We start from the raw sequence: 5,066 nt of genomic DNA, 5'->3' as shown, positions 1-5,066 counted from the left end.
GACCGAGTTCCAACTTTGGAATGCAGTCAAATGTGGGAGCGGGCTTGCTCGCGAAAGCGGCCTCAAGCGCGCCGCCAATCACAACTTGGCAATCGACACCTCAGTGGATTTCACAAACGCAATCACCTCACTGCCAATCACCAACTCCAGCTCCTTGACCGAGCGGGTGGTGATAACGGAAGTGACGATCCCGGACGCCGTCTGCACATCGATTTCCGACAACACGTCGCCTTCGACGATTTCCTTGATGGTGCCTTTGAACTGGTTACGTACGTTGATCGCTTTAATAGTCATGTCGTTCTCTCTTCGTGGGACGCGTGAGTTATTGAGCCCAACGCAATTGCGTCGGCAGCGGTGAAACAGGTTCGGGTTCCGGTGGCGTGCCGGGCAGCGACAGCACACGGTTGAGCACTTCGGCTTCCAGCGCGGCCAGGCGATGTGAGCCGCGAGCACGTGGGCGTGGCAGGTCTACGATCAGGTCCAGGCCGATTTCGCCGTCTTCGATCAAGATCACCCGGTCGGCAATCGCCACGGCTTCGCTGACGTCGTGGGTGACCAACAACACGGTGAAACCGTGTTTTTGCCAAAGGTTTTCGATCAGTTGCTGCATCTCGATGCGGGTCAGGGCATCCAGCGCGCCCAACGGCTCGTCGAGCAACAGCAAACGCGGCTGGTGGATAAGCGCACGGGCCAGTGCCACGCGTTGCTTCTGGCCACCAGACAACGCCGCCGGCCACTCATTGGCGCGTTCGGCCAGGCCGACTGCTTCCAGGGCTTCCAAGGCTTTTGGGCGCCAGTTGCCTTTAAGGCCCAGGCCGACGTTGTCGATGATCTTTTTCCACGGCAGCAGGCGCGCTTCCTGGAACATCAACCGCGTGTCTTCAATCGCTTCGCTCAGCGGTGCGGAACCGGCCAGCAGCTCTCCGCCGCTGGCTTTGTCCAACCCGGCCAGCAGGCGCAGCAAGGTACTTTTGCCGCACCCGCTGCGGCCGACCACGGCCACGAACTGGCCCGCCGGAATATGCAGGTCAATCTCTTTGAGCACTTCCCGCGCACCAAAGGCTTTGCGCAGTTTGCGCACCGCCAACGGGATGCCCTTGAGCAGGCGCGGAGGTTGTTGAGCGGTCATGCCGCACCTCCTTTATTCACTTGATACGCCGGATGCCAGCGCAACCACACACGTTCCAGGCCGCGGGCGGCGAGGTCGGCGAGCTTGCCGAGGATGGCGTACATGACAATCGCCAGCACCACCACGTCGGTCTGCAGGAACTCCCGAGCGTTCATCGCCAGGTAACCGATACCGGAGCTGGCCGAAATGGTTTCCGCCACGATCAGCGTCAGCCACATAAAGCCCAGGGCAAAGCGCACGCCCACCAGGATCGACGGCAGCGCGCCCGGCAGGATCACCTGGCGGAACAGGCTGAAGCCGGATAAGCCATAGCTGCGCGACATCTCCACCAACGCCGGGTCGACGTTGCGGATGCCGTGGTAGGTGTTCAGGTAGATCGGAAACAGCGTGCCGAGGGCGACGAGGAAAATCTTCGCCGTCTCGTCAATGCCGAACCACAGGATCACCAGCGGAATCAGCGCCAGGTGCGGCACGTTGCGGATCATCTGCACCGAGCTGTCCAGCAGGCGCTCGCCCCACTTCGACAGGCCGGTAATAAAGCCCAGGGCCAGGCCGATGCTGCCACCGATCACAAACCCCAGGCCCGCGCGCCAGCCACTGATGGCCAGGTGCGTCCAGATTTCGCCGCTGGCCACCAAGTGGACGCCCGCCGCGATCACCGCACTCGGCGCCGGCAGAATGCGCGTGGACAACCAACCGGCCGACACCGACAACTGCCATATCGCCAGCAACAGAATCGGCAGCACCCAAGGCGCCACGCGGTGGCTTAGTTTTTCATAGTTCATGGGCTGCCTCAGCTCGCCGACGCAGCTTTGGGAAGGATGTCGTTGGCGACCATTTCGCCGAACGGGCTCACATACCCGGCGCCTTTAGGCAGCTCGGGACGTTCGATATCCAAGTGGGGGAACAGCAATTCGGCGACGCGGTACGACTCTTCCAGGTGCGGATAACCGGAGAAGATAAAGGTGTCGATGCCCAGCGCCGCGTACTCATTCACCCGCGCCGCCACGGTTGGGCCATCGCCCACCAGCGCAGTGCCGGCACCGCCACGCACCAGGCCGACGCCGGCCCACAGGTTGGGGCTGACTTCGAGGTTGTCGCGGCTGCCGCCGTGCAAGGCGGCCATGCGCTGCTGGCCCACCGAGTCAAAGCGCGACAGCGAAGCCTGGGCGCGGGCGATGGTGTCGTCGTCCACATGGGAGATCAGTTTGTCGGCGGCTTGCCACGCCTCTTCGTTGGTTTCGCGCACGATCACATGCAGGCGGATACCGAAACGTAGGGTGCGTCCGAGGTTCTCGGCCTTGGCCCGCACCTGGGCGATTTTTTCCGCGACGGCCGCTGGCGGCTCGCCCCAGGTCAGCACCATTTCCACTTGCTCGGCAGCCAGATCCTGGGCCGCTTCGGAGGAACCGCCAAAGTACAGCGGCGGACGCGGTTGCTGGATCGGCGGGTAGAGCAACTTGGCGCCTTTGACGCTGATGTGCTCGCCGTCGTAATCCACGGTTTCGCCTTCCAGCACGCGGCGCCAGATGCGGGTGAATTCCACCGAGGCCTGATAACGCTCTTCGTGGCTGAGGAACAAGCCATCGCCCGCCAGTTCTTCCGGGTCACCGCCGGTGACCAAATTGAACAACGCACGCCCGCCAGACAGGCGGTCGAGGGTCGCGGCCTGACGCGCGGCCACCGTCGGCGAAATGATCCCGGGGCGCAGGGCGACGAGGAATTTCAAACGCTGGGTCACCGGGATCAGCGACGCCGCCACCAACCACGAATCTTCGCAGGAGCGCCCGGTGGGGATCAGCACCCCGCCGAAGCCCAGGCGATCAGCGGCCTGGGCCACTTGCTGCAAATAACCGTGATCGACGGCGCGAGCGCCTTCGGCGGTGCCAAGGTAATGGCCGTCGCCGTGGGTAGGCAGGAACCAGAAAATATTGAGGCTCATGGAGTTGTCTCCTGAAGTAGTCGGATTACGGCGCTTTGGCAACGGCGGCGGGTGGCGTCCAGATCACGTCCTTGATGCTCAAGGGTTTCGGGATCAATTTGAGTTGGTAGAAGGTGTCGGCGATTTTCTGCTGGGCGGCGACCACGGCCGGGGTCAGGAACAGTGCGCCATAGCCCTGGCGTTTCACCGAGGTCAGGGTGATGTCAGCCGGCAGGCCGAGCAGCGGTGCGACTTGATCGGTGACTTCCTGCGGGTTGGCCTTGGACCATTCGCCCACGGCGCGCACTTCTTCGATCAGGGCCTTGACCACTTCCGGGTGTTGTTCGGCATAGGGCTTGGTGGCCAGGTAGAACTGATGGTTGTCGGCGATGCCGGTGCCGTCACGCAGGGTGCGTGCTTGCAGCTGTTTCTCGGCGGCGGCCTGGTACGGGTCCCAGATCACCCAGGCGTCCACGCTGCCACGTTCGAACGCGGCGCGGGCATCGGCGGGTGGCAGGAAGACGGTCTGCACGTCGGTGTATTTGAGGCCGGCATCTTCCAGCGCACGCACCAGCAGGTAGTGCACGTTGGAGCCTTTGTTGAGCACGATTTTCTTGCCCTTGAGCTCGGCCACCGATTTGATCGACGAGTCTTTCGGCACCAGGATCGCTTCACTGGTCGGCGCCGGTGGTTCGTAGGCGACGTAGAGCAGGTCAGCGCCAGCCGCCTGGGCAAATACGGGTGGGGTTTCGCCGGTGACGCCAAAGTCGATGGAACCGACGTTGAGGCCTTCGAGCAATTGCGGGCCGCCTGGGAACTCGGTCCACTGCACGTTCACACCCTGGGCAGCGAGGCGCTTTTCCAGCGTGCCCTTGGCCTTGAGCAGCACCAGCGTGCCGTATTTCTGATAACCGATCCGCAGGGTCTCGGCGGCTTGGGCTTGAACAATGGCGCCGAAGGACACAGCCGCAGCAAACAGTGCGACCAGACCACGACGCAAGATGACAGTGCGCATGGCGCTCTCTCCAATCAATGCGTTTAGGGGGTTGGCTGCACCTGCTTGGCCGTTGGCGGCTGAGTAAGGTGAGTACTTCCAGGTTTCGATGTGGCTTAAATGCTCCAGCGAGCACTCAACAAACGTTCATTCAACAGGTTCGGGTCCAGCGGTTTCGGGCGGCGGGCCATGGCGCCGTAGAGCGTTTCCAGGGCCTCGTGCAAACGCTGTTCGAGCACCGGCACCAACTGCGCCTGGGCGCTGCCTTCGGCGTAGGCGATCTGGCTGTCCTCGGCAAAGATGCCGTGGAGCAACTCCTGGGCCTTGAGCGCCGACAGCACCGGCTTCAAGGCGTAATCCACCGCGAGCATGTGGGCGATGCTGCCGCCGGTGGCCATTGGCAACACGATCTTGTGGGCCAGGGCGCGCTCGGGCAGCAGATCGAGCACGGTCTTCAACGCACCGGAGAACGACGCCTTGTACACCGGCGTGGCGATCACCAGGCCGTCGGCGTTGGCGACTTGCTGCAACAGGTCGATGACCTTGGGGCTGTCGAAGCGCGCGTGCAGCAAGTCTTCAGCCGGGAAGTCCCGTATCTGGTAACTCACCACTTCCACGCCTTTGTCTTGTAGCCACTGACGGGTTTTTTCCAGCAAGACCCCGGAGCGGGAACGCTGGCTGGGACTGCCTCCAAGTGTTACGACCAACATTCAGGAATTCCTTGAGCTAGTGCCGGCGGTTCGCTGTGTGGCGATGGCGCCAAGATGGGACAGACCATATCAGCAGATTTATATATCTTTAAATCTTATTTTTTCATGTGTTTATTCTTTAAATGCATATGGGCTGTATGAAACGCCGGGCGAAAAAAAAGGCCGTGAGAACGGCCTGAAAACCCCTGCATTGTGAGCCTTGAAATGCGATCTAAATATGAGAGATGGCTTGTGTGGGAGCGGGTTTGTGTGGGAGCGGGCTTGCTCGCGAAGGCGGTGGATCAGTTGAAGAATTTGTGACTGACACACCGT

The 5,066-nt window shown here is 61.8% G+C and carries 6 protein-coding genes; all 6 read right to left on the bottom strand.

Annotation, left to right across the window (positions count from 1 at the left end; translation table 11 throughout):
• Positions 1-78: 78 nt before the first annotated feature.
• The 6 genes from NUV89_RS27435 to ssuE all read right to left on the bottom strand — a co-directional run bounded on the left by NUV89_RS27435 (position 79) and on the right by ssuE (position 4,754).
• Positions 79-294 carry a molybdopterin-binding protein gene (locus NUV89_RS27435; RefSeq protein WP_003213899.1) on the bottom strand — a complete coding sequence of 72 codons (216 nt, stop codon included), beginning with the start codon at positions 292-294 and terminating at the stop codon, positions 79-81.
• A 28-nt stretch (positions 295-322) separates the two neighbouring features.
• Entirely contained in the window at positions 323-1,129 is an 807-nt protein-coding gene (gene ssuB, locus NUV89_RS27430; RefSeq protein WP_025857375.1) for an aliphatic sulfonates ABC transporter ATP-binding protein, read from the bottom strand.
• Positions 1,126-1,914 carry an aliphatic sulfonate ABC transporter permease SsuC gene (gene ssuC / locus NUV89_RS27425; protein ID WP_017739045.1) on the bottom strand — a complete coding sequence of 263 codons (789 nt, stop codon included), beginning with the start codon at positions 1,912-1,914 and terminating at the stop codon, positions 1,126-1,128. The genes ssuB and ssuC overlap by 4 nt, the downstream gene beginning before the upstream one ends.
• Before the next feature lie 8 nt (positions 1,915-1,922).
• Positions 1,923-3,071 (bottom strand): FMNH2-dependent alkanesulfonate monooxygenase, encoded by a 1,149-nt coding sequence (gene ssuD, locus NUV89_RS27420; protein WP_017739046.1) that lies wholly within the window; start codon positions 3,069-3,071, stop codon positions 1,923-1,925.
• A gap of 25 nt (positions 3,072-3,096) precedes the next feature.
• Positions 3,097-4,065 (bottom strand): sulfonate ABC transporter substrate-binding protein, encoded by a 969-nt coding sequence (locus NUV89_RS27415; protein WP_257783777.1) that lies wholly within the window; start codon positions 4,063-4,065, stop codon positions 3,097-3,099.
• 95 nt (positions 4,066-4,160) lie between these two features.
• Entirely contained in the window at positions 4,161-4,754 is a 594-nt protein-coding gene (gene ssuE, locus NUV89_RS27410) for an NADPH-dependent FMN reductase (protein ID WP_017739048.1), read from the bottom strand.
• Between the last annotated feature and the right edge of the window lie 312 nt (positions 4,755-5,066).

Source organism: Pseudomonas sp. 18.1.10 (genome assembly GCF_024655625.1).
Classification (GTDB): Bacteria; Pseudomonadota; Gammaproteobacteria; order Pseudomonadales; family Pseudomonadaceae; genus Aquipseudomonas.
Note: the sequence above shows the minus strand (reverse complement) of the source record. Positions and strands in the feature narration are given on the sequence as shown.

Coding starts and splice junctions, on each gene's coding strand:
- NUV89_RS27435 (WP_003213899.1), bottom strand. CDS start 294: ATGACTATTAAAGCGATCAACGTACGTAACCAGTTCAAAGGCACCATC.
- ssuB (WP_025857375.1), bottom strand. CDS start 1,129: ATGACCGCTCAACAACCTCCGCGCCTGCTCAAGGGCATCCCGTTGGCG.
- ssuC (WP_017739045.1), bottom strand. CDS start 1,914: ATGAACTATGAAAAACTAAGCCACCGCGTGGCGCCTTGGGTGCTGCCG.
- ssuD (WP_017739046.1), bottom strand. CDS start 3,071: ATGAGCCTCAATATTTTCTGGTTCCTGCCTACCCACGGCGACGGCCAT.
- NUV89_RS27415 (WP_257783777.1), bottom strand. CDS start 4,065: ATGCGCACTGTCATCTTGCGTCGTGGTCTGGTCGCACTGTTTGCTGCG.
- ssuE (WP_017739048.1), bottom strand. CDS start 4,754: ATGTTGGTCGTAACACTTGGAGGCAGTCCCAGCCAGCGTTCCCGCTCC.